This window comes from Moraxella lacunata (genome assembly GCF_002027545.1).
Classification (GTDB): Bacteria; Pseudomonadota; Gammaproteobacteria; order Pseudomonadales; family Moraxellaceae; genus Moraxella; species Moraxella lacunata.
In genome coordinates this window covers 12,851-39,637 of the sequence record NZ_MXAN01000050.1, presented here as the reverse complement: position 1 = coordinate 39,637, position 26,787 = coordinate 12,851, and the positions used below count along the sequence as shown (strand labels likewise).

At 44.0% G+C, this 26,787-nt stretch carries 17 protein-coding genes; 4 read left to right on the top strand and 13 right to left on the bottom strand.

All coding sequences use genetic code 11. The features are described 5' to 3' along the window. The first annotated feature begins 551 nt into the window (after positions 1–551). A complete protein-coding gene (locus B5J94_RS07435; protein ID WP_062500984.1) occupies positions 552–2,585 on the top strand; it encodes a UvrD-helicase domain-containing protein in 2,034 nt (677 codons plus the stop codon). Between the two features lie 52 nt (positions 2,586–2,637). Next, the gene (locus tag B5J94_RS07430) at positions 2,638–3,192 is read left to right on the top strand and encodes an acyl-CoA thioesterase (protein WP_062500986.1); all 555 of its coding nucleotides are present in this window, start codon (positions 2,638–2,640) and stop codon (positions 3,190–3,192) included. A 288-nt stretch (positions 3,193–3,480) separates the two neighbouring features. Here the strand turns inward: B5J94_RS07430 and B5J94_RS07425 are convergent, their stop codons facing one another. The 9 genes from B5J94_RS07425 to B5J94_RS07385 all read right to left on the bottom strand — a co-directional run bounded on the left by B5J94_RS07425 (position 3,481) and on the right by B5J94_RS07385 (position 19,050). Beyond that, entirely contained in the window at positions 3,481–5,322 is a 1,842-nt protein-coding gene (locus B5J94_RS07425) for a hypothetical protein (protein WP_062500988.1), read from the bottom strand. 324 nt (positions 5,323–5,646) lie between these two features. Further along, a complete protein-coding gene (locus B5J94_RS07420; protein WP_062499643.1) occupies positions 5,647–7,974 on the bottom strand; it encodes a hypothetical protein in 2,328 nt (775 codons plus the stop codon). 238 nt (positions 7,975–8,212) lie between these two features. After that, positions 8,213–15,172, bottom strand: coding sequence for a calcium-binding protein (locus tag B5J94_RS07415; RefSeq protein WP_079364033.1), 6,960 nt, complete (start codon positions 15,170–15,172; stop codon positions 8,213–8,215). Positions 15,173–15,347: 175 nt separating this feature from the next. Further along, positions 15,348–16,193, bottom strand: coding sequence for a hypothetical protein (locus B5J94_RS15015; RefSeq protein ID WP_079364032.1), 846 nt, complete (start codon positions 16,191–16,193; stop codon positions 15,348–15,350). A 115-nt stretch (positions 16,194–16,308) separates the two neighbouring features. After that, a complete protein-coding gene (locus tag B5J94_RS07405; protein WP_065256425.1) occupies positions 16,309–16,719 on the bottom strand; it encodes a hypothetical protein in 411 nt (136 codons plus the stop codon). Then, complete coding sequence (locus B5J94_RS07400) at positions 16,720–17,274, bottom strand: hypothetical protein (protein WP_062498672.1); 555 nt, start codon at positions 17,272–17,274, stop codon at positions 16,720–16,722. 22 nt (positions 17,275–17,296) lie between these two features. Continuing rightward, positions 17,297–17,485: a hypothetical protein gene (locus tag B5J94_RS07395; RefSeq protein WP_062498673.1), complete on the bottom strand. Its 189-nt coding sequence runs from the start codon at positions 17,483–17,485 to the stop codon at positions 17,297–17,299. 30 nt (positions 17,486–17,515) lie between these two features. Beyond that, complete coding sequence (locus tag B5J94_RS07390) at positions 17,516–18,145, bottom strand: imm11 family protein (RefSeq protein WP_062498674.1); 630 nt, start codon at positions 18,143–18,145, stop codon at positions 17,516–17,518. Between the two features lie 167 nt (positions 18,146–18,312). Next, positions 18,313–19,050 (bottom strand): DUF4261 domain-containing protein, encoded by a 738-nt coding sequence (locus B5J94_RS07385; protein ID WP_062498675.1) that lies wholly within the window; start codon positions 19,048–19,050, stop codon positions 18,313–18,315. 386 nt (positions 19,051–19,436) lie between these two features. Here B5J94_RS07385 and B5J94_RS07375 point away from each other — a divergent pair, with 386 nt between their 5' ends. Next, the gene (locus tag B5J94_RS07375; protein WP_062498677.1) at positions 19,437–21,983 is read left to right on the top strand and encodes a heavy metal translocating P-type ATPase; all 2,547 of its coding nucleotides are present in this window, start codon (positions 19,437–19,439) and stop codon (positions 21,981–21,983) included. 86 nt (positions 21,984–22,069) lie between these two features. Here B5J94_RS07375 and B5J94_RS07370 read toward each other — a convergent pair whose 3' ends face one another. The 4 genes from B5J94_RS07370 to tusD all read right to left on the bottom strand — a co-directional run bounded on the left by B5J94_RS07370 (position 22,070) and on the right by tusD (position 23,573). Beyond that, positions 22,070–22,210, bottom strand: a complete 141-nt coding sequence (locus B5J94_RS07370; protein ID WP_062498678.1) for an entericidin A/B family lipoprotein — start codon at positions 22,208–22,210, stop codon at positions 22,070–22,072. 197 nt (positions 22,211–22,407) lie between these two features. After that, a complete protein-coding gene (locus B5J94_RS07365; RefSeq protein WP_079364035.1) occupies positions 22,408–22,749 on the bottom strand; it encodes a TusE/DsrC/DsvC family sulfur relay protein in 342 nt (113 codons plus the stop codon). Positions 22,750–22,866: 117 nt separating this feature from the next. Then, positions 22,867–23,187, bottom strand: coding sequence for a hypothetical protein (locus tag B5J94_RS07360; RefSeq protein ID WP_079364031.1), 321 nt, complete (start codon positions 23,185–23,187; stop codon positions 22,867–22,869). Positions 23,188–23,189: 2 nt separating this feature from the next. After that, positions 23,190–23,573, bottom strand: coding sequence for a sulfurtransferase complex subunit TusD (gene tusD, locus B5J94_RS07355; protein WP_062498681.1), 384 nt, complete (start codon positions 23,571–23,573; stop codon positions 23,190–23,192). Positions 23,574–23,685: 112 nt separating this feature from the next. On the opposite strand from tusD, the gene glnE reads away from it, so the two are divergent. Beyond that, the gene (glnE, locus tag B5J94_RS07350) at positions 23,686–26,733 is read left to right on the top strand and encodes a bifunctional [glutamate--ammonia ligase]-adenylyl-L-tyrosine phosphorylase/[glutamate--ammonia-ligase] adenylyltransferase (RefSeq protein WP_062498680.1); all 3,048 of its coding nucleotides are present in this window, start codon (positions 23,686–23,688) and stop codon (positions 26,731–26,733) included. The last annotated feature ends 54 nt before the right edge of the window (positions 26,734–26,787 follow it).

Below are 26,787 nucleotides of genomic sequence, written 5' to 3'. Positions count from 1 at the left end.
GTGGAATACAGTTGCTACAATCCAAAAATAATTTCCTAATAATCAATAAGTTGTTATTTTAAATGGAGATTGAAGTCTTAAATAATAAAAATCATTGGGTGCGTGCGTTTACGCACCTTTTTATGTACACTCTACAAAATGAAAAAGTACTACGGTTCCCGTTCGTGGTGAGCCTGTCGAACCATAACGGAAACCGACCCTTCGACAAGTTTAGGGCGAACGGTTTCCGTAGTAAAATTCAATTTTATTAGCTGTATAATCATTTAACTTCAAAATACACCCATTGGCAGTAAGGTGCGTATTACGCACCGATAAGATTTTTCATTTAAAAGGTGCGTGGTACGCACCTTACCATACGACTACCATACGACAAATAATTTTAAATTTAGCATTGGTGTAAATTGGGGTTAATTGACTATAATATGGATAGATTTTAACCAAAAAATACGGCATAACAACACTGCACATTACCGATAAATTTACCACAAACTTTTGCCGAATTTGCCAAAATCCATTATAATATCCGACCATTTGCCCGAAGAATTTAGATTATGAGCCAACTAAACCCCCGCCAACAAGAAGCCCTAGCCCATGTTTCAGGCCCCTTGCTCGTTCTGGCAGGGGCAGGGTCGGGTAAGACATCGGTCATTACCCAAAAAATCGCTCATCTTATCCAAAACTGCAACACGCCTGCCGAGCGTATCACGGCAATGACCTTTACCAATAAGGCGGCAAGGGAGATGAAAGAGCGTGTCAAAAAGCTCCTGCCAAGCGAGAAAACTCGTGGGCTGACGGTGTCTACGTTTCACCAGTTTGGCTTGCAGTTTTTGCGGTATGAACTCATTCACACGCCATTAAAGGGTAATTTTAGCATCATGGACGCTGACGACAGCAAACGCCTGCTTGCCGAGCTAATGGTGCGTGATAACCTATCAGGGGCGGAGCGTGCGGACATGGTGGGTAAGGCGATTAAGATGATTAGCGACTGGAAAAATGACCTAGTCGCCCCCGAAGATGCCGAGCGGACACTGACCGACCCCGAAGATGTGATTTTTGCTCACCTGTATGGACTCTATGAGCGGAATTTGCGAGCGTATAATGCGGTGGATTTTGATGATTTGATTGTCCTGCCTGCTCGCATTTTAAAAGAAAATGAGCGAGTGCGTGAAAAATGGCAAAACCGCATTCGCTATCTGCTCGTGGACGAGTATCAAGACACCAACACCGCCCAATATGAGCTTATCAAGCTACTGGTGGGTATTCGGGCAAGGTTTACGGTGGTGGGCGATGATGACCAATCTATCTATGCGTGGCGTGGGGCAAAGCCTGAAAACATGGCGTTATTAAAGCAGGATTTCCCCAATTTGCACGTTGTCAAGTTAGAACAAAACTACCGCTCGACCAACCGCATACTGGCGTCTGCCAATGCTGTGATTACCAATAATGAGCATATTTTTGAAAAATCGCTGTGGTCGGACAAAGGGCATGGTGAATTAATCCGTGTGTTAAGCTCGCCCGATGATGGGGTGGAAGCGGAACGGGTGGCAAAAGAGATAGTAACGCACCGCCTAAGACATAACAACTCATGGGAGCAGTATGCTGTGCTGTATCGCTCCAACTTTCAGGCTCGGGTGCTAGAAGCCGAACTGCGTTCATTGCAAGTGCCGTATAAGCTCTCGGGCGGTACGTCATTTTTTGCTCGCACCGAGATTAAGGACGTCATGAGTTATTTGCGGATTATTCTAAATCCTGATGATGATGCGGCATTTTTGCGGATTATCAACACGCCCAAGCGTGGCATGGGTTCGGCAACCCTAGAAAAGCTCGGACTGTTCGCCCAAGAACACAGCCTATCGCTACTGTCCGCCTGCTCTCATGCAGGGCTAAAATCGGCGGTGGGGGCAAAGGCAGGGGCGACCCTTGCCAGTTTTGGGGAGTTCATCGAGCATTATACCCGTGAGCTTTATGATAACCCCGACCCCATGCCACTGGTGCGTCAGATGATTATGGAGACGGGGTATATTGACTACATCAAAGAAGACAGCAAAACGCCCCAACAAGAAAAAAACCGCCTTGACAACATCGAATCCTTGTACTCGTCCATTCATGCACTCATTGACCGTGCCGAAGATGATGATGAAAAAAGCATTGAAGCGGTGATTCGTAAGCTTGTGCTACTAGACATGCTAGAACAACAGCAAGAAGAAGAAAATACCAACAAAGTTAATCTCATGACCCTGCACGCCGCTAAGGGGCTTGAATTTGATTTTGTGTATATCATTGGGGTCGAAGAAGACATCTTGCCACACCGTAACTCTATCGTCTCGGAGACGGTCGAAGAAGAACGCCGTCTCATGTATGTGGGTATCACACGGGCAAGGCATGAGCTGACCTTGATGTACGCCCAAAAACGCAGGGCGGGCAAAGAGTATCGTCAGACCACGCCGTCACGCTTTTTGGACGAATTACCAAGCGACCATATTGATTATCCTGCCAAACGCCAAAAATCTGCCGACCCGAACAAGGTTGCCACAGACTATTTGGCAAACATTCAAGCAATGCTTGCCGCCAAACGTAAAGGCTAATCGTTTATCATTTTACCCATCGTTAATCTATTTATAAAAATCTGAGTATGTCATGTATCCATTTTTACGCCTAACCCAAAACATCATCAGTAGTGCAACCGCTTACCACAAAAGCAAAAAGTCAGGCACGGTGCTTGGTCTGACTGACACGACCGAGTATCGCTTTACCGCCAATGTGAATGACATTGATAACTTCTTTGAGATGAACAATGGGCGGATTTTGACGTTGTTTGACCTAGGGCGTAATGACTTTGCCATTCGCACAGGTCTGGGTAAAAAACTTGTACAAAAGCGGTGGGGCTTGGTGGTGGCAGGCAGTACCATTCAGTATCGTAAACGGGTGCGACTCTTTGATAAAGTGCTGATGAAAACTCGGGTATGTGCCATCGATGATAAGTGGTTCTACATGGAGCAGACGATGTGGGTTAAGGGCAAATGTACTTGTCATGCACTGCTTCGTACGGCAGTGACTAACTTTATGACGGGCAAGCCCATACCGACCGCACAGGTGTTGTCATCGCTTGGCTATGATGGGGTGAGCCTACCGCCTGATGAATGGGTGCAAGCGTGGATAGATGCGGACAAACAGCGGCCGTTTCCGCATTAAATATCAGCAAACCTTTTAAAAGGCTTTATAAAACATATACACCCAAGAAACTTTAAAATTACTACAAATGCAATAAATCTCTTTCCAAACTAAAAATAAACCCTTATAAGTATTGGGGTTGAAGTTTTTAAAAATCCATAAAAATCAGGGTTTGGAAAGAAGTCTAATGATGTCTGGACGTAGGGGCGTGCTGAGCACGCCTTGTATAGTAATATCAAGTTGGTTGGGTGTAATACATAAAAGGGGATAGATTATATCCCCTTTTTATATAGATTAAAATCGCCCTACTCATTTATCGCTTGGTTTGCCGTTATTATCCATGTCTTCATCAAGATAATCTTCATCAAAGTAATCTTCATAAAGCTCATCGCTATAATCTTCATAATCATAGTCATCATAACCATAATCGTCATCACTGGCACTGCCCAAGGCATAACGAGAATAATGCTCCATAAACGGTGGCTTCTCGCCCGTCTCTTTGAATCTGGCTCGTAGGGCATCTTGATAGGCAAAGAGATTGACGCTGTTGTTGGCATTGGGCGTTTGACTGGCAGATGGCAGGCGAGCAAACTCATTGATGTGTTTGGCGTTTTGAAAGATTTGGGTAAAGACATCCACAAACAGCGGTTCACTGCCAGTCACGCCTGCCTTGTCCATGTATCTGGCTCCGACCGTGTCATCGCTGAGATAGTGACGCTGATGTACCCAAGCGATTTTGCCGTGTGAGACACCATAATGCGTGGCAGGGGCGTATTTGGAGACAGGGCGGTCTTCTTGGGGCGTGTCATCGGTACTGTGTAGCTCGCCATAGTAGCTCTCGATTTGCCGTTGCAGATACAAAAATAGCCCACGCATGAGTAGCTCGCTATTAACCACAAAGTCATCACGGCTCTCGTCAGCGGCGTCCGTCTCTGCTTCTATCTCTGTCTGGGCGGTGTCGCTGTCGGCATTTATCACATGAATCACGCTCTCACCGTCAATAATCTCACGCTCATAAAAATCGGGCATTTGCTGAGTGAGTGTTGGATATTTGGCGGTCATCTCTTGGTAGAGTGTGTCAGCAAAGACATAGTCGCTGTACGCTTTGGCAGAGTCTTTGACGTTATTTTTGATGATGGTGGGCGTGTTTTGGATAAGAGTTAGTTTATCGGCAGGCAGGTTATTGGTGATAAATGGCAACTGGCGAAGCTCATCTGCCCCTGCCATGACAAAGCCGTCTTGGGGCAGTGCCATAAAGCTCTCTTTTTTGGCGTTTAGGTAGGCTTTGACCAAATCACGGGTAAAGCTCTCGGGCAGACTGCCGTCATTGATGGGGATGTACAGCCATTTGCCTTGCCAGCTGTCGCCCAGTTTGGCATCAAGCAGTTCGCTGTTTAGTAGAGCAAAGTTATCTGCCCACAGATAAATACCCCCTGCTTTTAGGTCGATGTATAGGGGCTGATTGATGGACATGTGCAGGTTTTTGGCGGTGTAGTCTAGCATGGGTAAGGCGGTAAACTTGCCTTGTAGGGGCTGATAACTGCCGACCACACGCACGCCAGATGGGGTGATGAGATATTCGTGCAATAGCTCGGCTTTTTTGGCGTCTAGGGGTGTGGCAGGGCGGGCAGATGGCTCGCTGGTCTGAGTGTCTAGGTGAGTGCTGACGGCATGGATGAATGCCTGCTCTTGCTCATCAGGGGTCAGCTGTCCGCTTTGTTCATAAAAATTTTCAAAGTCAAAAGGCTGATAGGCAGACGCTTGTTCTTGTTCATCACGGCATGCCAAAAAGTCGTCTTTGATTTTGGTGCGATGGGCTTGGTATTTGTCATCGCTGATGGGCAGATTGTCCGTCTCGGCAGTTCGAAGTAGGCGAACATAAGCATGGTCATGCACCGCTTCGCAGTCATCAGCTGGCGTGCTGTCGGTGACGTCTTTTAGGGCGTGACGGCGGATGTCGTTAGAGACGTAGGCATTTGTCTCGTAGCTAAATGATGAGCGAAGTTGTGATTTGACCGCTTTGGCTAGGACTTCTTTGGCGTGATGGTCGTGGCTTGTGGTGGCAGACTGTGGGGCTTGCGTGGTGGCACAGGCGGTCATCAGACAGCTAGCGACAGCCAAACTTAGTGTGCGATAAGGTAGTGTTTTCATGGTTTTCCTTAATAGACTTCTTTCCAAACCCTGATTTTTATGGATTTTTAAAAACTTCAACCCCAATACTTATAAGGGTTTATTTTTAGTTTGGAAAGAGATTTAATGAGTGTATTAATCGGGATAAATCCCAATCTTGGCTGATGACAAGGTATTGATTTGTAAAGTTAAATAGTTAAAGATAAATTTATCAGTATGGCAATGCTAGTTTTTAGTAATTTTACCGATTTTATCCATTTTGACAATCAATTTAATTTACCAATCAATTTAATTTAATGTAATTTAATCAAATCAAGCCAAGAACGGGGCAAGCCTTTTAAATGGTTATCTTGCTTCTTCTGTCGCTATTGCCGCTTCGGCTGCTGTGCAGGCTGTATCGCCTTCGCATTCGTGGTCATCTGATGGGCTTGACTCATAATCATAACCATAGCGTGCCATGAGTGCTTCATATTGCTGGTCGTTTTCTTTTTTGGCTTGCTTGATGAGTGCCACGCCGTCCACGGCGGTCGTTTTGGTAAAGGCGTCTTTAAATTGGCGTGCCAAAGCGTGTTTGTCAAACAGCCCCTTGTCATAGCGGACTTGGTTTAGGCTTTGGGTGGTCATGCCACTGATGTGTTCGTCCAGACTGCTTAGGGTCTGGGTGGCGATGATGTTGCCTTGGCGGTCAAGATAGACATAGCTGGTCGTGTTCAAGGCAAAAGGCAATATTCCTTCAACCGCCCCGAACAGTTCGCCCACGTCATCCGTGCGATAACTGCTGTTTAGAATGGTAAAGTTATCAATGATGGATTTGACGGTGTTTGGCGTGCTGATGGGGTTGCTGTCAGTGTCGGTGTGGTCGCTGACTTTGTCGGCATAATGCTCGGGGTGCTTGTCCACATAAGCATGCAAATCACGCCCGACGTGCTTGGCGATGATGGCGTAGGCTTTGCCCATTTCTTTGGCACCAAACTCAACCTTGATGGCACGACTTGCCCCGACTTCTTTGGCAAAGACGTCTTGGCTGATGTCCATGGGCGTAAACTTCTCGCCATTTAGTCCGTCCATGCCTGCGATGATGCCGTCAGTGATTGCCGTATAAATTATGTCAGTAGGTATCTGTTTTTGTAGTTCATCAGGCAGGGCAAAGGACATCAGGCCGTCTGGCACGTCTTTGGGTAGGGGGGCGTGCTTGGGACTGATGAGTGCGACCAATGGCAGGACGGCTGAGACATCGGCGGTCAGCTCGCCTTTGGCGTGGTCGGCACGCACAGGCAGTTGCATGGAATAAGTGGCGGTGGGACTGTCATAGTCAATCGACCACAAATGCTGACTGCGTTTGGCACTCGGTTCATGGTGGGAGAGACCTTGGACGCTTAGGTGCTGATATTGATATAGGTTTTGGGCGGTGACCTGTTCAGGGGTTTGGTTCATTTTAAATATCCCCCCAAGCAAGGACGACAGCCCATAATCACGGCTTTGTACGTCTGTTTTGCCCTGCTCACGCTCTTGTTCTTTCATCTCACGATAGGCACGAAGTGAGCCGAACACACCCGAGTAGGGGTCATGGCTTTCATAATAATCATCGTCATCCATGGCAGACTCTACTAACGGTTCATAGCATGATATATATTCTTCATGAACTGCATTAAATTCATCGGCATGCTTGATGTAGTCTTTTCCCGACTGAATCAAAGCCTGATTTTGAGTGGTGGCATGAGTGGCACATTCTTTGGCACTTGCCTGTTGTTGTAACTCTTGCTGGGTTGTTTGGTTGGAGATGTAATGATAAGGATGAAGTGCTTGTGTTTCGCCAGTAACAGCATGAGTGCAAGCATTTACAGAAGTTATCAATGAATATAACTCATCGACATGATTTGTAATATCATCAGCTGTTTTGATGTGCTTGGCGGTGTTTATGGCACCCTGTTTAAAAGTGGTGGCACAGGCTTGTAGTTGGCGGATGTCTTGTTTTTGGTAGCCTTGGGCGGTGGCAAGCAAGGCATTGGCTTTTGCTTGAAAAGAGCGGTCAAAGTCATTGATGTACTTTTTAAAGGCTTGTTGGTCAAAACGCCCAGTATCTTTGACAAAATCACCCATGTTTATGTAGGCAGACGTAAATGCATGGCTTTCTAGCTCATATGCCAACATTCTAATCTCATCTGACACCGCTTGATATTCTTCGCTCATGCCGACTACACGGGTTACGGTATCGGGGGTGAGTCCATGTTGTTCGTCATCATAGCGTAGATAAGGTAAGTCGCCAAGCTCGCCATCATCCCCCAAATAGTCGCTGATGGTCATATAAGGTTCGCTTGTGTCATCGTCAGTCTTGTGAGCCTTGTCCTTATAATCCATGACCTTGATAAAGGTGGTAAAGGCACTGTCTGAGTCTTTGTCAATCTCGCTGACCGCTAGGGGCTTGACGGCATAATGATAAGTGGACACCGCATAACGCTCGGCATTCATGTGCTGACGTAGTGCCGTGACTAGGTCGTGCTGTGCCAGTTTGGATGGTGACAGGCTTTTGTCAATGTGCGTGATGTTATGGGCAGGCGTGGGTGTGGTGCTGTGCGTGCTGGGGGCAGACTGGCAAGCAGAGAGTAATACACCTGCCATGGCTAGGCTTAGTGCTTTGGGGAATGGCTTAGATATTTTGGGTATTTTGGGCATAACGTATCCTTGGGTGAGTTATTGATACTTTTAATCTAAATGATAAGTGGATTAGATTATACACAAATTTTACCATTTTTAAATTGGTTTTTGTGTTTTCTATGTTTTTTCCATAAAAAATTCATGGATTTGGGTTGGGTGCATTAACCAACTGCAAAACACCACCCCAGACAACCCAAATAAAACGCCCCCAAACCTAAATTTGAGGACGTAAGATAAAACACAAATAAAGCCAAGCTTAAATAATTGTCGTACCACTCTCTGTGGTGAGGGTCTTAAATTCCTCCATTAGTGCCAAAGACACATCAAGTGCTTTGTTAAAGCCGTCAATGTCTGTATGAGTGGCAGTTTTACTTGACTTGAATAGACCAAGTAGCTCTGTGGCACTAATGCTACCGCCATCAGCAAAGCTGATATTGATGTCAGCATTATCGCCTCCTGTAAAGAAGTCTTTGATGGTCAGCTCATCAGTGCTTCCAGATACTTTTAGGATAAGGTCATTATTCATCTTGGTAAGACCTCTGCCAACTTGGTTAAAGCTTATGCCATCAAAGTAGATGTTGTCATAGCCACCGCCTGTATTAATGATGGTATCTTTGCCAAAGCCTTTGGTGAAGTAGTATAGGTCATTGCCACTGCCACCGATAAGTCTGTCATTACCACTGCCACCGATGAGAATGTCATGTCCTGCTTTGCCATCTAAGGTGTCTGCCCCTGCTAAGCCCTGTAATTGGTCATGACCGTCTGTGCCATAAAGCTTGTTGGCACGAGCATCTGCGATGATGTGATTGTCTTTTGAGATGGTTAGCGGTGCATTATCATGGACATCTGGACTTACGGCAGGTGGCAGAGCTGATTCATCAGACTTTGTTGGTACTTTTTTACCAAAAAGCTCATAGATTCTCTTGTAATCAATCTGACCGCCTGTCTCAAACTTGATGGTCTCGATAACGCTGTCGGCACTGCCAAAGAAGTCTTTTAGCGTTACTTGATTGGTGGTGCTACCGTTTACTCGCAGTATCAAATCATTGCCTGACATCAAAAGAGTGGAACCTACCTGATTAAAGGTAATACCATTACCAAACACCAACGTGTCATTACCACCTTTATCAATGATGGTGTCAATGCCTTTTGTGTAGACAAAAGTATTATCGGCGGTTGTGCCTCTTAGGGTGTCATTGCCTTGGGTGTCTTTGATGGTATCACCAATGGCAACAGGGGCCAATGGAGATGTCTCTGTGGGCTTATCCACTGTGGCACCAGCAATGCTAAGGTTGACATACGTCCCTGCACTGTGATTAAAGCTGTCTTCGCCCCATAAGATGAATTGAAGATTGCCTGCCGCTTCTTTGGGTGGTGTGCCTGTTAAGGTGAGCGTGCTGGGGTCAAAGGAGAGCCAATCAGGTAGTGGCTCGTACTGTCCATCAGCCCCCATGCTGGCAAGTGTGAGACGATAAGACAGCTCGCTGTCATAAGCATCCACGTCTTTAATGGTGTCTTTATCAAAGGTGATGGATAGGGCTTTGTCAATCTCGCCTTTGATGGGTCTTGGGTGTTTATTTACCCAAGGGGCGTGGTTATTAGCCTGGGCAAATATTTTTGCCTCAAATTCGCTTTGAGATAGCGTGGTAGTATTACCGCCTTTTGTAAAGGTGATTTCATCCATGCGATTGTCAAACTCACCTACCTGTTCTGCAAAGTAGTCTATGAGCGTGATTTGGTCATTTGAACCCTTAAAGCGAATTTGGAGCATGTCATGATTGCTTGCTGTGTTGGTTACACGCACAAACATCGCCTCTGACAAATCATAGCCATGAATCGCCAAAGTGTCTTTACTTTCTAAGCTGTCATTGCTTAGGATGGTATCACGCCCACCGCCTTTTTGATAGATGATGGTGTCATTACCTGCTAGGGCATTAACAAAGTTGTCTTTGTTGTTTAGTGTGATGATGTTATCTAGGTCATTACCAAAGGCGGTTTTGGCTGTGCTTTTTAAGATAAGGTTTTCTACATTGTCAAAGAGCTGATGATAAGAACCTGTTTTAATGGGATTACCAAACTCGTCAAAGTTATAGAAAGAACGGTCAATGTGTTGCTCCACGGTGTCTATACCGCCATCGAACTGCTCTACAACGTTGTCAAACTCATTATCAACGACATAGTAGTCGTCGCCATGACCGCCATCCATGAGGTCGGCACCCATGCCACCGTCAATCACATTATCTGTCTCATTACCGATGATGTGATTGTCAAGTTCGTTGCCTGTGGCATGAGTGGCATTTGAGCCTGCTTCTAGAATTAAACGCTCCACATTTTTGACAAGCGTATAATCAACTTGGCTAATGATGGTGTCATAACCTTTGTTAGGCAGTTCTATGATGACGTCTAAGGCGTTGTCTACATGATAGGTATCAGCACCCAAACCCCCAATCATGGTATCAGCACCCAAACCCCCATCTAGAGTATCGTCGCCATGACCGCCATCTAAGCGGTTGAATTTCTCGTTGCCAATGAGAATGTTGTCTAGGTCATTACCGATAGCAACGATGGCATCTCCAATCAAGGTTAGATTTTCAACATGTTCTGATAATGTGTAGTCGCTACTTGCAATGACACTATCGTAACCTTCGCCAGTTTTCTCTATGATAATATCTAGGGTGTTATCTACATAATAAGTGTCATCACCTAGACCGCCAATCATGGTATCTATTCCTGCTCTTCCATCTAGGATGTTGTTAAAGGTGTTTCCAGTTAGGATATTGTTTAGATTATTTCCTGTTGCAGTGATGGCCTGTTGATTATTGGTTAGAGTGAGATTCTCTACGTTTTGAGTTAAAGTGTGGTCAATTTCACTGATGACAATGTCCTCACCCTCTTTGGCATTCTCAATAACTTCATCTCCTGATTCATTGACATGGTAGGTATCATTGTCAGCACCACCAAGTAGGCGGTCTGCACCCAAGCCGCCATCTAGAATGTCATTGCCACTACCACCATCTAAAGTGTCATCGCCTGCGTTGCCATAGAGTGTGTCGTTACCTTCCTTGCCTTCCAATACATCAGGTTGGTTGTCATAGCCATAAATCTTGTCATCACCAATGGTTGCTTGACGAACCTTATCAAGAAGATATTCAATATCCCAAATTGCCCCACCAGCAAATTGAATCTGGTCAATGCGGTAATCAGCCGCCCCATTGCTGTCAAAGAAATCTTTAACTGTAATACTATCCTCACTTGAATACTGAAGGATTAAATGACCATCCTCTCTTTTTGCTTGAACTTGATTGGGATTAATGTCTTGGGTAAAATAAATGGTGTCCAATTTAGAGAAGCTCTCATCATAATTAAGAATCATATCTTTTCCATCACCCAAAGAAAAGACATAAGTATCACTGCCTATACCACCTTGTAGCTCATCATCACCTTTGCCACCAATAATGACATCATTACCACCTTGAGTATTTACCACATCATTTTGGTCTGTGGCTACAATAATATCATTATAAATGGTTGCGTTATCTTTTTCTAACAATAGGGCGGTCAAGTTCTCCAATTCGGTTTCTTTAACAAACCAAGAAAACTGCTGCAACCAATCATTATAAAGCTGGCTGTGATTGATATCCAAATATTTAATGGTAAAATCAAGCTCGTTAATTAAATTTTCGCCATAATCAGCATCTTTCTTGTAAATATCAACCAATCTTTTGATAAGTAATGAAAAGTCAGCTTGATAGACTTTTTCGGTTACGCCTTTATAGATATGCTCATTGATTTTAAAGTCAATCATTTGCACCCATGATTTATGATGGGTTTGGGTTAATAGTCCAGCGTGTAAACTTTTTAATGTATCTTGATAAGCGTTTTCCAACACACCTTTTGCAAAACGATTTAATCCTACATTTCGCCACTCTTGCTCTTTACCCCACAAGGCTTTTAGCACCCCTAATTGTTGCAGGTTAATCCGCCCTTCTACGGGTACGCCCTTAGCCTCATTGGTTTTCCCCGTCCAATGAATTAAAATCTGTTCGGCAATGGTGGATTGATTTTCAAACGTAGCAGTATTAAATTGAGCGATTAAGCTTTTTAGCTGACCTGTGGTATCCTCACTGATGGCGTGGTGCAAGAATTTGACTGTGCCATACCCCAACAAGTTTGGCAACGCTTTGACTTCATCGGAAATACCAACATCATCTTCATTGACCTGCCACTTGGTATTAGAGATATTAACTTGAAATAATAAGGTTTTTGCGATGCCTTGCTTGGGTATTATGGTATTTATTGTTGCATTGTTTTGTATTTGTGATGTAGTAATCGTTTGATTGAACACACCTTGATAAGTATGCAAAACTTGATTGTCATCAACTGTATTTTCGTACTGCTTACTCAATCCTATATCAATAATGCCATGCTCTTCTAAAGTTTTTAATTCATCAGACTGAGAAATGCCATCTTGATTTTTATCCTGCCAAATTTTTAGATGTTTATACATTTCATCATCAGTAGAAATAAGCCCATCTTGATTATTATCGTATTGAGCCAAAGCAATAAAACCATTCCTTGCTTTATTACTTGTGCCTTGAATTAATGTATCAGTGCCAAATAGCTCACCACCATTATCTATTCTCCCATTGTTATTTAGATCTAGCACCACAAAACCATCATCGCCATTTACCCAAGAAGTTTGTTCTGCAAAGCGGTTGCCATCTAAGTCAAAGTTTACGCCACGACTTAGATGAATGGTGTCTATTTTTCCATTATGGTTTAAGTCTAGAACAAGAGGATCAGAAAGTGCAGGCGGATTTTTGGGTGGTGCAAACGGTGGTAAGTTCACAGGCGGATTACCCAAAAACGGCTGATAACCAACCAAAGAAGGCAATGGTAAAAATCCTGTAAATGGGTGCTGTATCTGCGTTCCAAAAGGATCGGGGTCATCCATATAATCTTGATTATCAGAATCCTTATAGACAGTTACATAAAACTTAATACCCAAATTACCACTTGTCAGACCTTCGGTATTAAGCTGATTTTTATAAACAAAGTTATTATCCCCATTAACAATATAGCGAATGTAATTCTCGCTTCGCTCAACTTCTTGCAACCTATCTGCACTGGTGTCATTTAGGATGTAGCCTTGCTGACTAAAATCCAAAATATCAGGCTTGTCTAAAGTATCAGACTTAATAAAAACATTTGCACCATTTAATTGCTTGCCTTTGAAGAATAAAAAGCCCCTACCATCGCTGTCTTTGACAACTGCTTTTTGGGTAATATTATAATAATCTTCGCCTTCGCCACTCTCTAGCCTACCGCCACCAATCAAAATGTCGTCGCCTGATTCGCCATAAAGAACATCGCTGTCTCCATTGCCACTGTCCAGGTAATCATTGCCTGTACCACCGTAGAGAATATCATTACCGCCTTGACCAAGCAGGGTATCATTACCTTCGCCACCGTACAAAATATCATCGCCATGATAAGCACTGTCTATATCAAGCGCATCGCCATTTAAAATATCATCTCCAGCACCACCATACAAGGTGTCTTGACCGCCTTGACCAAAAATCCTATCAACACCTTCGCCACCATACAGCACATCATTCCCATGGTAGCGTCCATCCAATTCTTTTTTATCGCCTACTAAAAAATCGTCGCCTTCGCCACCATCGATATGGTCATTGCCACCGCTTCCAAGAATGCTATCATTGCCCTGACCACCCTCAAGATAGTCACCCCCATGATATTGACCATCTACTGCTTCATGATCTCCATCTAAATAATCATTACCCTCACCACCATAGAGCTTATCTTGACCACCTTGACCCCACAAACTATCATTGCCCGCACCCCCAAAAAGAATATCATTACCATGATATTCGTCACTCATAAGGCTATTATCGCCCATCAATTTATCATTACCTTCACCACCATATAAGATATCATTACCACCATCTCCCCAAAGTCGGTCATTACCTTTACCTCCATCTAAGGCATCATCGCCATGATATTGTCCGTCTAAATCAGACGAATCACCTTGTAATTCGTCATCGCCTTCACCGCCATACAAAGTATCATTACCACCATCACCCCGTAGTTTGTCATTACCAATACCACCATCTAAAATATCATTACCATGATATTGTCCATCAAGATCTTTGTAATCACCTTGTAATTTATCATCTCCTTCACTTCCATATAAACGGTCATGACCACCATTGCCAACCAATATATCATCGCCAACTCCTCCATCTAAATAATCATCTCCAAATCGCTCAAATGGAGTGCCAGTTGGATAATCACCAGTATTTCTTAGCAATGATAAATCACCATTTAATACATCATTGCCAACACCACCATAGAGTTTATCATGCTCTAAACCACCACTAATCCTGTCCTTACCTGCACCGCCCACTAAAATATCTAAACCATCGCCACCAACAAGCTCATCATCTCCTTCTCCACCGTCTAATAAGTCATTACCAGATAAACCATATAAAGCATCATTTCCTTGCTCACCATATAAACTATCTGTATCTGATGAACCCACAACAACATCATTGCCTACACCTGCATAAACAATATCTGCTCCTGCATAGCTCTCACCATGATTTGTCAAAGCATACACATTGTAAAAGAAATTCACAGGTCTATTATTTTTTGCTGTTGCCCAATAGTAACTATTTACACTTGGAAGTAAATGATAACTATCTCCAAAATAATAACTTGGACTATGACTTATTTCAGCAAGAGAATCGTATTTAATGTTCTTAAAAAATAAATTACTATATGCTCTTTGATGAGCTAATAAATTAGCTTTATCATCGGCTTTTTGTTGCTCTTCCGTCTTTAAGTGATTAATAATATCGTAATAAGCACCATTCATTGGTGATGATGAAAAAATAATATCATCCCCAGCTCCTGCGTAAATTTTATCTGAACCTTCTCCTGTAAATACTACATCATTGTCATCTGCTGAACCTTCATTTACACCCGCATAAACCACATCGTCTCCATCTCCTGTATTAACCACATCATTGCCTGCTCCTGCAATCACAACATCATTATTGATTGTAGTTACAACAAAGTCATTCCCTGCATAAGATGCAACATACTGATGACCCCCTATAAGGTTATTGTCATCTGTACCTAAGGTATAGCCTGTACTATCTAGTTGCTCTGCTTTTTCACCCAAACCAGTCAAATTTAGCCCTAAATCCCCTTGTTTCCACTGCGAAATGGTAATACTCTTTGTTTTATCACTCTTTGATGTGATATATACACTATAATAAATCTCTTTCCAAACTAAAAATAAACCCTTATAAGTATTGGGGTTGAAGTTTTTAAAAATCCATAAAAATCAGGGTTTGGAAAGAAGTCTAATAGCCTTCCGTATTTTCTTGTGTTTTTGAAACCGTAATCACATAGTCTTGATGTGATGTTTCCCAACTACCATCTGTAACTTTTTTAGTCGCTTTTAAAGTTAAATAGTTAATCTTGATTACACCACTACCGTCTTGGTCGTAAATCGTGTCGTGTCCAAAATCGCCGATAAAATCGTACGTTTCATTGCCACTTTCATCAATTAAAGTGTCATTGCCTTCACCGCCGTTTAGGGTGTCGTTGCCAAGTCCACCAATCAAAGTATCATTAGCTTGTTCACCATATAAACGGTCATTACCTTCACCACCAAACAAAATATCTTGATACTGGCTACCAATAATACTATCCGCTCCTTTATCGCCATATGCAACCACACCTTTTTTAGATGTCTTGGCACTTAAAATGTCATCTTCTTCTGTGCCTGCAAGTTGATTATCTTTTTCAATTTGCGTTTTAATATATTTAAAATCTATCGCACCTTTACTTTGCTCTATAGTATCCTTATACGCTAAAAGCAATGGTTGAAGACTGCCTTGCTCTCCCCAAGCTGTAAATTGATTTAAAACATCTGCAAACCCTTTAATAACATCGTTATATTGCTTATTCAACCAATCCTTATTATTCTCGAAGAGTTCTTTAAAATTTTGTTTTGTAATATCAATAAGTTCATTAAAATCAGTATCTCGAACTTTTTGATAAAGCTCATAAACACCATACAGAGTTGCTGCCACACCCGCCACAGCAAGAGCAACTAATGCAGCTTCTGCACCAACAACGCCTGCCGCAGCCATCGCCGTTAAGCCAGCAATAACCACATAGCCCACAACAATGCTTAGAACCATCTCCTGCCCATACTCGGAAATATCATCCCTAAATTTATCCCAATTCCCCGTTTTCCATCCTTCAATAAAGCTATCATAGATATGATTTAAAAAATCAGTTACATTGGTGGCAATATTAAATCTCTTTCCAAACTAAAAATAAACCTTTATAAGTATTGGGGTTGAAGTTTTTAAAAATCCACAAAAATCGGGGTTTGGAAAGAAGTCTATTAAATCTTTGGGAAAAATTCGCCTCTTTTATCAATCTTTTTGCAAATTCAAGATTGATATCCTTAATATTTTGTATTTCTGCCAAACCATCAAAACCAGAACCAAAACCATTCTTTACAATCGTATCTTGCAATATACTAACATTTTGCAAATGTTTTACTGCTTCATTTTTGATTTCTTGTGGAACATTTGGATTTTTGACAATCTTATCTGCCAAAAATTCTTTATTAGGGTCATCATCAGCCATTTCTTGAAATTGTTTAATGACTGTTTTGGTTACGATGAGATGGGCTTTATCAGCTTCATCATAAACCATTTACCCCAATGCTCTACGCATAATATTTGTATCATTTTTTGCTAAGGCTTCTTTAATGCTATTTATGGTGATTTGAGAATAGGGCACATCATAGACTTTTGAACTTAAGTCAATTTTGGCAATTGCTTTGTTAAAGTCTTCTTTAACAACAGTTTCATTGCTAACCATAGAAGTTCTGTTATAGGATTTTTCATAGGTTTGTAAAACCTTGACAGCTTCCGAATTTGAATTAAATTTATAAAATCCATTCTTATCTAATACAGCTAAATCATCTACATCTACCAATTTATTAGATAGTTTTTCATCGTAATAATCAATATCACCTTTCAAATCCATATCGCCTACTTTTAAGGCGTGAGAGACTTTTTTGTGCAAATCAAGAATTAGGTATTTTTTGGTGCTATCATCAGAATTCATTTTTAGAATTTTTTCAATAGATTCTTTTATAAATTTATTATAATCCAAATGATTATTTTCGGAGCCTTTATGCATAACAGAACCAAAGCTATCAGCTACTTTCATCATACCATTTTGACTGGCATAAAAAGATTTCATTACATCCGCCATTTCTTGATTGTTAAAAAGATTTCATTACATCCGCCATTTCTTGATTGTTAAACAGATTAATGCGATTGCTATAATCATCTTTGGTAATAAGGCTATCGCCCATCACTCTATTCAAATCATCAACTAATTTAGAGTTATTCTTAAAAAAGTCAGTTGGAAAAACATGATGAACTTGAAAGCCTAAAGTTTCGCCTGCCATTTTAAAGTTCCTAAATTAAAAAGTAAAAAATTATTGAATTATACAACGAATTAAGCCAAGTTGTTCTTTGGTAAATCCTGAATCAAGCAACGCATTAGCTAATCTGTCCGAAAAAAATAATGATTTAAGTAGTATCGGTTCATGCCATAAATCTATATCATCTGCCAAGCAAGCATGAGATAATTTAATATCATCATCTTCTGATATACCGATAAATCGTTGTTTCCATTGTGGGTTATACATACTAACCCCCAAACCTTTACTATTATCAACATCTAAATAATCTCTTTTTTCAGCAATATTGATAAAATAATAAGGCACATCAGAAAGCTGTTCTTTGGTCTCAATATCATAAATATAGACTTGACTAAAATGGGTTTTTCCTAGATTGAATTGGGAAATAACATCGTATAGTTTTTCATTAATTATTAAATATCCGTTGGTAATTCTAAAGAATATTTCGTTTTCTTTTGGTAAATTACTATAATTTATATCAGGTTCTTTAAATAATTTAACTGGCAAATGTTCTAAATATTCGTAATCGTGCCAAGTGTCATCAAAATCTAGATGTATCTTGTCTAACAACTCCAACTTACTTTCTTCCAAAGAATCTAGTGTACCATATTTTTTTCTCTTCAAGAAAAAAAATTTCTGACCCATCAAATTCAACTGTTTTCACCACAATTCCATAAGTATTCGCTATGGAAAAGCTACGATACTCATACAACCACACATAATTTGACATAACTATCTCCTAAAATTTAAATTTCTCTATTTTAAAATATTTCATAAACCAAACATTTGTTTGGTTTATGAAATAACAATTTCTACACAACCCCAATCTTCAATGACATATCGCTGTCTGCATAGACGCTCTTTGAGCGTTCAATCTGCCATTTTTGGGTTTCGCTAAAGCCTACAGTCTCGCCATCTTTTAGGGTTAGATTGGCAGTGATGATATAACTACACATACTTAGTAGAGATGTGTGTAGGGTTTGCATGGGTAGGGAGCTGTTTAGAATTTCCATCTCGTCTTTATTAAATTTGTTCATGCCTATGGTGTAGAGCTGATTGCCGTTTTCGGTTTGCCCTAAGCGGATAAAGACCCAAATCATGGCAGGTATTTCATCTTTGGATAGGTATTGAGTAGCAACTGTTTGGTAAAAGCCTTTGCTAAATACCGTCCCTGATGTATAAACCCCTGTGGCGTTCGTTTGTGATAAGGCGGTGCTGATGAGCTTGGTATATAGTTTCATCCCTTGTAGTTCGGTGTTATCTTCTTGAGTCATAACCGTTACCATAAGATGAGCCTGATGAGTCTCGGCAATCTGCACAGCATCATCACAAAAGTAATTGCCGTGAGCCTGATGTACCGCCTCATCATTAGGAATGGGGGCGGGCATTAGGGCGATGGCACATAAAAAATCTCCGACCAAGAAGGTAAGTGAACCCTCTTGTGGTTCAGGGTTGTGAATAGGAAGTTGCCAGTCTGTTTGTAAGTTTTGTAAAAACTGATGGTTGTCAAAGGTGGGGGTGGTTAATAGTACAAAGCCATTTTCTAGCATGGGGTTCTCCAAATTTTGCTAAAAATTAAAGTAAGAATGACTGTTATTCTATTCTAAATCTAACGGGTTGTAAATAAAGGTTTTTCAGTTAATAATTGCTTTGATGTAGATGTTGGTTTGGGGTTGTATCGTTGATTGGCGATTACCACTCTTGCCAATCAAACCAATTTTATGATAAAAAGTGATGACCATTTCACCACGTTGGCGGGTTTGTACGTTCCAAAGCTTGATACACTCTACAAAATGAAAAAGTGCTACGGTTTTTGTGGCAAAATTCAATTTTGTTAGCTGATGTCAAATTTAAAAAGCAATGAGCTTGCCACACCCTGCTCCACCCATTCTACCCAAGCCATGTTATAATACCACTTTTGCACGCATGACACGCCATGACCGACACCCCTCAAGACCCTATTGATACCAGCCTAGTGTTGCCCCCTGACGGGCATTGTTTTCATTGTGGCGAGAAGTTGCCCAGTGAGCCGTTTTTTACCGTGATTTTTGATAAGCCACGCCCGATGTGCTGTTTGGGTTGTCAGCTTGCCTCAGAGAGCATTGTAGAGCTTGGGTTATCACAGTATTATCTTGACCGCCGTGAGATAAGTCCGACCGCACCACTACCGCTTGCCAATTTTGACGCTTATAATCATGACGATGTCAAAGCCCAATTCGTCTATCGTGAAGACGGTGGTAGTACGGCAGAGCTGTCGGTGGCAAATTTGCGTTGTACAGCATGTACATGGCTCATTGAGACACGCCTGCGTGGTCTGGACGGGGTGCGAGCGTGTCAGGTCAATCTCACCCAACAGCGTATGCGTGTAAACTGGGATGAGAGCCGTTGCAGTATTGGCGATATTTTGGGGGCGGTGCATTCGGTCGGCTATGACGCTCGTCCGTATCGACAGGACACGCATGAAGCGATGATGAAACGCCAAAACAAGCAAATGCTTATCCGTCTGGGCGTGGCGGCGGTCGGGGCGATGCAGGCGATGATGTTTTCTATTGGGCTGTATTTTGGCGATTATTCGGGCATGGCGGACGAACATCGTCATTTTCTAAGGGCGGTGGCGTTGTTTGTTACCATGCCTGTCATTTTTTATGCAGGCGTGCCGTTTTTTCGCTCCGCTTATAACGCCATAAAGGCTCGGCAGGTCAATATGGACGTGCCTGTCTCTATCGCCCTTATCGTAACCTTTGGGGCAAGCCTATACGCCACGCTGACCCAATCAGGCGAGACGTATTTTGACTCAGTATCCATGTTTATTTTCTTTTTGCTCGCCGGTCGCTACATTGAGCAAAACGCACGGTTAAAAGCGTCCAACATGGCAAGCGATTTGGTCGTGATTGAGCCTGTGCTTATCAAACGGCTTGGGCATTCGGACGAACTCATTGCAGAATTTGCCAATGGTTCATTGGATAACGAACTCATCAAAGACTGGCGAAATGCTCATGCCAGCCATGACGTGGCGGACGATGGTAAAGTGCTTGCCCAAGCCCTAACGGTCGGCGATGTTATTTGGGTAGAGGCAGGGCAACAAATCGCCTGTGATGGCGTGCTGTTGTCGGAGTCTGCCACGGTGTCGCAGAGTCTTTTGACAGGCGAGAGTGATTTGATTGTCAAAAAACAAGGCGACACGTTGGCAGGTGGTTCACAAAATGACGCACAGCCTTTTGTCATGCTTGTAACCGCCCAAACGGACGACAGTCAAATGGCACTCATAGACCGCCTGATGAACCGTGCGATGAGCGAAAAACCACAAATCGCCCAAGACGCTGACCGCATGGCACGGTGGTTTGTCGCTCGGGTACTGGTATTGTCGGTACTGATTTTTGTCATTTGGCTGTTTGTGGATAAAACCCAAGCCCTATGGGCAACGGTGGCAGTACTGGTGGCAACCTGTCCGTGTGCGTTGAGCCTTGCTACGCCCATTGCCTTGACCATGGCGACCAACCGACTGGCAAGTTTGGGCTTTTTGGCGACTCGGGGGCATACCATTCAAAGCCTGTCGGAAGTCAGCCATGTGGCATTTGACAAAACAGGCACGCTCACGGTCGGGCAAGCCAACCTACTGCATGTGGATTATACCACCCATGACAAAACGCATTGGCTAAAAGTCGGGGCAAGCTTAGAAGTCGGCTCAAAGCACCCTGTGGCACGGGCTATCCTGACGTCCGCTCACGGTTTGCATTTGCCAAAAGTACAAAACGCCACGCACCACACGGCAGGGGGCGTGGAAGGCTGTGTGGACGGGGTGTGGTATCGTATCGGGCATGACGGATTTGTGTTAAATGGCGGTGGCGGTCATGTGATAGTCGAACGGCTCGATACCTTTGGGGCGAATATGTCGGTGGCGTTGTCGGTTAAGGCAGGCGAGAGTTGGGACATGGTGGCACGTTTTTATTTTAATGACGTGGTACGCACGGACGCCAAGCAGACGATAGACGACCTAAAAAAACAAGGCATTACCCCACTCATGCTAACAGGCGACCCAAGCGACAACGCCTTGACAGTCGCCCAAACGCTCGGCATAGAACACGCTTATCATGGTCTATCGCCAACCGATAAAGTCAATCATATCAAAGAGCTACAAAAAGACGGACATACCGTGCTGATGGTGGGAGACGGCATCAATGACGCCCCTGTGCTTGGTGCATCCAACGTGTCGGTGGCGATGGCGGGAGCGAGCGATTTGGCTCAGGTGTCGGCAGATGGTGTGCTACTTGGTGGTAAATTATCCGTCATCAATAACGCCATCAATCTATCAGTCAAAACTCGCTACATCATCCGCCAAAATCTGCGGTGGGCGTTGGTGTATAACACGCTTATCCTAGTGCCAGCAGGTATGGGCTATGTACCGCCTTGGCTTGCCGCCATTGGCATGAGTTTGTCCAGTCTGTTTGTTGTGGCAAATGCCATGCGGATAAAGCGAAGTTGAACTGAAATTAAGCTAAATCAAATTTAAATTAAACACAAAAACAAGCCCAATCTTGGTGTAGACTGGGCTTGTTTGATGGGCATCGGTTAGATTTTGTTTTGAACTTTTTGGGCACTGCCAGTAACAGCTTCACCAGTTTTTGAAACATCTTTGCCAAAACCTTTGATGGTGTTGCAACCTGTTAGAACGAACATGCCTGCCAAAGCAACTACAAGTAGCTTTTTCATAAATATCTCCCAGTTAAAATCAGTTAAAATGTCATAAAATGAGTGAGAAAAACTCACAAAATCTATCTTACCTAATTTTTTATTATTTTACTGTAATAAAATGTAACTTAGCATAATCATTAGGGTGTAATCATTAGGGCATGCCCATCTTTGGAGGTCTATAAAGATTTTATAAATGTTGCTCATGCCCTAAGTATTTATAAACAATTCGGCGGTTTGGGCAGTCCTGCCAAGCGATTGACATGGCGTGCGACCAGTCCTGTGTTAAAGAGCTGTTGCAGTTTGGCGTTGTTAATCTCATCATCAGGCAGGGCGATGGATAGATGCTTGATAAGTGGGCGAGTGGCAGGGCTGTGATGATATTTGTCAAAAAATGCCCGAACCTGTGCCAGTATGCGATAATGTACGTCCGTTAGCTGTACATTCAAGGTATCGGCAAGCTGTTGGGCGATGGCAGGTGTCCAAAGCGTGTGGTCGGTCAAATGCCCGTCAGCGTCCAAGGTTAGCTTATTAGGCAGGGGAGTTGTGGTGTCGGTCATGGTCATGGGGGTAGGTTATATGATTAAATCTCTTTCCAAACTAAAAATAAACCCTTATAAGTATTGGGGTTGAAGTTTTTAAAAATCCATAAAAATCAGGGTTTGGAAAGAAGTCTATTAAAATTCAAGCACGCTGTCAAATAACACACGCTTATCATCAAGTACACACCGCTCATCAGCTAGGGCGTGCCGAATGTCATCATCAAATCGTGCCATCTGCTCATCAGCAAAGCCGTGCCACGCCTTTTCTATGTCGTACAAATCAAGCGACTGTATCATGCCATAGATACGACTGTCAGGGTCGCCAAGCAGTAGGTGGGTGGGCGTGTCCAGAAACAGCGTGACATCATGGTCAAAGGTCGCCAGTACAAAGGCAAGGGCGAGTGCTTCATAAGCGATGAGTTCGTTATCACTGGCAAGTTTGATTAGAATATTCATGGTTAAAACTGCACCAGTTGGGTGTCATCATCGATGTGTAGTGCCAACTCAGAGAGTCCGACCAAGCGAAATGGGGGTAGGATGTTCTCACCGTCCAAGCCATGACGACTGGCGTTATCGGCGTCACTGATACCCCGTGCCAAAGCGGTGCTGACACAGACAGGCAAATCAAGATGATATCGCTTGGCAAGGGCGACCCACAGGCGAGCGACATCAGGCACGTCCGCACTTTGCCACGCTAGGCGATTGGCAGTGTATGCCCCGTCACCGTAGAAAAACACCGAAACACGCTCGCCATTGTCTAGTAGCGTGGTGGCGGTCGTTAGGGCTTCTTTGCCTTGGCGGCCGTGGGGGCTTTTGGTGATGAGTAGTAGGGTGTGTGCCATGATGATGATGGGTTGTTTTTTGGATATTATAGCGTAAATTTTTAAATTTGGTGTAAAATAAGCAAAAATCATCAATCAATAAATCCCAAATCAACAAATCTAGTGAGTTGCCATGTCTGATTTTTGCCCCAGTGATAGCGAGCTTGCCATGCTCGCCCTTGCCAGTCCTTTTGCCTTTGGTATTTATCAAAAACAGCCGTCACAGGTCGGTGCGTTTTTGGGTCGGTTTGGCTTGGCTTGCCCCCTTGACCGTGCGGTGTTTGATGGCTTAATCAGGGAGTTTGTGGCGAGTTGTGCAGGCATAAGCGGTGCAGAAGATGACATAAAAGAGAATAATGTAACAGGAAATAATGTAAAAGGAAATAATGTAAAAGGAAATAATGTAAAAGATGGTATAAATAAGGATGATATAAAGAGCGATACAGAGCAGACGACAGGCAAAACAGGCAAGGCAGGCGATATGGGACATGCCGATGTGCGGTATTATGGGGCTGATGAGTCGGCAGTCATGCAAGCGATGCGAGAGCTTCGAGCCATGCTGATGGTCAAATGGATATGGCAAGATGCGTTGGGGGTCATTAGCTTAGAGAGACTAACCACGGAGCTGTCGGACTTTGCCGATGCGTGCGTGTGCTTTGCCAAGGACTATGCATGGCACAAGACGGCAGAGCGGTACGGAGTCCCCATGACCAGTAGCGTGCAGTTGGCACAGACAGGCATGGGGGGTATGGGCAAAAAAAGCCCCAAAATCATGCCCGATGAATTTGCCGTCATCGCCATGGGCAAGCTCGGGGCAAGAGAGCTGAACTTATCAAGCGACATTGACCTGATTTTTGTGCATTTGGGGGCGGGCGATACTGACATCAGCGAGCAGGGCAAAAAGAGCGTGGAGAATCAGAAGTTCATGACCACGCTCGGGCGAGTGCTCATCCGCCTGCTTAACGACCACAGCGAGCATGGCTTTGTGTTTCGGGTGGACATGCGACTGCGTCCGTGGGGCGATGGCAGTCCGCTTATCATGAGCTTGTCAGCATTAGAAAAATATTTTAATCAGCATGGGCGGACGTGGGAGCGGTTTGCGTGGTTAAAGGCGAGAGTGGTCAATCCTGTATCCACGCCCTTTGCCGATGAGCTGTCGGCAGTGATGAAAAATTTCGTGTATCGTTATTATATTGATTATACCGCCTTTTCGGCACTGCGTGAGATGAAAACACTCATCATGGCACAGCAAGCCCAACGCCAAGACACCGATAATGTCAAACTGGGCGTGGGCGGTATTCGGGACATTGAGTTCATCGCACAGGCATTCTCACTCATCTATGGCGGTCATCATTTGGCATTGGGCGAGCGGTCGGCTTGTCTGGATGTGCTGTCTATGTTGGGTGAGCTTGATTATTTAGATGATGATGAATGCACCAAGCTCATGGATGCTTATCGCTTTTTACGGCGATTAGAACATGCCATCCAAGCCCGTCATGATGAGCAGACCCAGAGACTGCCAATGGGCGATGAGCTGGTGGCGATTGCACAGGTGTTAGGCTTTGAGAGTGTGATGGATTTTCAAGCGGTGCTTGCCCGTCATCGGCAAAATGTCTTTGCCCCCTTTAACCGCATGGTCACCGATCGCCAAAGCCCCACGCAGTCACTGGGCGAGACGGCAGAGATGGAGCGTGCTTTGCAGGGACTGCTCAGTGCTGACAGCTTACATTTGCTAGATGAGTTTTGGCAGTCCAAACTGGTCGCCAGCTTAGAGCCTGATGCCAAGGCACGCCTTGATGGGGCGTATCCGATTTTGCTACATGCACTTTGTCATCATGCCAAGAGTGATGGGGCGGAGCGTGCCGATGATGCGGTGCCACGCCTTATCACGCTGTTAGAGTCCATCTGCCGTCGCTCAATATATCTGGTGATGATAGCAGAGAACCCGAACGCGACCATGGGACTCATTCCCATGCTCTCAGCGAGTCCGTGGATAGCACGAGAGCTTGCCTTGCACCCCATGCTCCTTGATGACTTTTTGCAACAGCGTTATTTGCATTTGCCCGACAAAGCAGAGCTGACCGACATCCTAAGACAACAGCTACTTCGGGTACTGCCCTTTGATGATGAGCAGTATCTGACCGCCATTCGCACCTTCAAAAAGTCACAGGTGCTGGCTGTGGCGACCGCTGATATCCTAGGCTTGCGTCACATCATGAAAGTCTCGGACAGCCTGACCTTTATCGCCGAAGTTGTGCTGTCATCGGCACTTAGCAGGGCTTATGATGAGCTGGTTGCCAAACACGGTCATCCTGTGCGTGCCGATGGTATGCCCACCGATGAGACAGCGTGTGGTTTTGCCATCATTGGCTATGGCAAGTTGGGCGGGATTGAGATGTCGTATGCGTCAGATTTGGACGTGGTGTTTTTGCATGACATTGACGAAAAAGCCGATACCGTGGGCGACAATGTTAAGGTAATTAGTGGCATGAAGTTTGCGTCTCGGCTTGTCCAAAAGGTCATCACCTATCTGACCACGCAGACCCGTGATGGGCGTGCCTATGAGTTGGACATGCGTCTTCGACCATCGGGCAACGCAGGCGTGATGGTCGTGTCGGTGCAGGGCTTTGACAGCTATCAGCGTGATAAGGCATGGGCGTGGGAGCATCAGGCACTGGTACGAGCTAGGGGCATTGCAGGTGATAAGGCGGTGTTGGACGCTTTTGATAACACTCGCCATCAGGTACTGACCGCTCACCGAGAATCCGAGCAGGTACGCCAAGACGTGCTGTCCATGCGTCAAAAGATGAAAGAACATCTGGGCACCAAATCATCAAATCAGCCCAACAACCACGGACTGGTTCAGCCTTTTCACATCAAGCAGGACTTTGGCGGGCTGATTGACATTGAGTTTTTGGCTCAGTTTATGGTGCTTGCCCACGCTCATGCTCATCCGAGCCTTGCCATCTGGTCGGATAACGTGCGTATCTTTGAAGAAGTGGTACAGACGGAGCTGTGGTCTGCTGACTGGTGCGACAGACTTACGCAGGCGTATTTGGCACTTAGAAAAACCACGCACGAGCTGGCACTGTCCGAGAAACAGGTCGTGGTTGATGATGACAACTGGCAAGCGATTCGGGCGTTTGTGTGCGGGGTGTGGGGCGAAGTGATTGGCGAATAAAAGACTTGACAAAACAAAATCTTCGCCGATAATCTTTTGAAAAATTGAAAAATT

Coding starts and splice junctions, on each gene's coding strand:
- B5J94_RS07435 (WP_062500984.1), top strand. CDS start 552: ATGAGCCAACTAAACCCCCGCCAACAAGAAGCCCTAGCCCATGTTTCA.
- B5J94_RS07430 (WP_062500986.1), top strand. CDS start 2,638: ATGTATCCATTTTTACGCCTAACCCAAAACATCATCAGTAGTGCAACC.
- B5J94_RS07425 (WP_062500988.1), bottom strand. CDS start 5,322: ATGAAAACACTACCTTATCGCACACTAAGTTTGGCTGTCGCTAGCTGT.
- B5J94_RS07420 (WP_062499643.1), bottom strand. CDS start 7,974: ATGCCCAAAATACCCAAAATATCTAAGCCATTCCCCAAAGCACTAAGC.
- B5J94_RS15015 (WP_079364032.1), bottom strand. CDS start 16,193: ATGGTTCTAAGCATTGTTGTGGGCTATGTGGTTATTGCTGGCTTAACG.
- B5J94_RS07405 (WP_065256425.1), bottom strand. CDS start 16,719: ATGGTTTATGATGAAGCTGATAAAGCCCATCTCATCGTAACCAAAACA.
- B5J94_RS07400 (WP_062498672.1), bottom strand. CDS start 17,274: ATGAAATCTTTTTATGCCAGTCAAAATGGTATGATGAAAGTAGCTGAT.
- B5J94_RS07395 (WP_062498673.1), bottom strand. CDS start 17,485: ATGGCAGGCGAAACTTTAGGCTTTCAAGTTCATCATGTTTTTCCAACT.
- B5J94_RS07390 (WP_062498674.1), bottom strand. CDS start 18,145: ATGGGTCAGAAATTTTTTTTCTTGAAGAGAAAAAAATATGGTACACTA.
- B5J94_RS07385 (WP_062498675.1), bottom strand. CDS start 19,050: ATGCTAGAAAATGGCTTTGTACTATTAACCACCCCCACCTTTGACAAC.
- B5J94_RS07375 (WP_062498677.1), top strand. CDS start 19,437: ATGACCGACACCCCTCAAGACCCTATTGATACCAGCCTAGTGTTGCCC.
- B5J94_RS07370 (WP_062498678.1), bottom strand. CDS start 22,210: ATGAAAAAGCTACTTGTAGTTGCTTTGGCAGGCATGTTCGTTCTAACA.
- B5J94_RS07365 (WP_079364035.1), bottom strand. CDS start 22,749: ATGACCGACACCACAACTCCCCTGCCTAATAAGCTAACCTTGGACGCT.
- B5J94_RS07360 (WP_079364031.1), bottom strand. CDS start 23,187: ATGAATATTCTAATCAAACTTGCCAGTGATAACGAACTCATCGCTTAT.
- tusD (WP_062498681.1), bottom strand. CDS start 23,573: ATGGCACACACCCTACTACTCATCACCAAAAGCCCCCACGGCCGCCAA.
- glnE (WP_062498680.1), top strand. CDS start 23,686: ATGTCTGATTTTTGCCCCAGTGATAGCGAGCTTGCCATGCTCGCCCTT.